This is a genomic window from Brachybacterium sp. JB7 (assembly GCF_003335205.1).
GTDB lineage: Bacteria > Actinomycetota > Actinomycetes > Actinomycetales > Dermabacteraceae > Brachybacterium > Brachybacterium alimentarium.
In genome coordinates this window covers 1-253 of the sequence record NZ_QPGN01000065.1, presented here as the reverse complement: position 1 = coordinate 253, position 253 = coordinate 1, and the positions used below count along the sequence as shown (strand labels likewise).

General features: G+C 63.2%; 1 pseudogene. It reads left to right on the top strand.

Annotated features, from left to right (window positions below):
- Positions 1-190, top strand: a pseudogene (locus CIK81_RS18415) (hypothetical protein); the annotation flags it as partial.
- Positions 191-253 lie beyond the last annotated feature (63 nt).

Genomic DNA, 253 nt, shown 5'->3' with positions numbered 1-253 from the left:
CGCGTTCACTCGGGCGAGTCAACGGGGGCTCGGCTGGTCGAACGGCGCTCATGGCGTGCGGCACAGCTATGCTCAGGAGCGTATGGGCGAGTTACAGCGCAGCGGCCTCGCGTACCGCGACGCGCTGGAAACCGTCTCCCAGGAGATGGGACATTTCCGCCCCGCCATCACCGAGGTCTATCTGCGATAGACTGGCCATAACACCCGAATGCGGAGGTGAACATGAGCACTGAATGGCTACTCGGCGGCATGT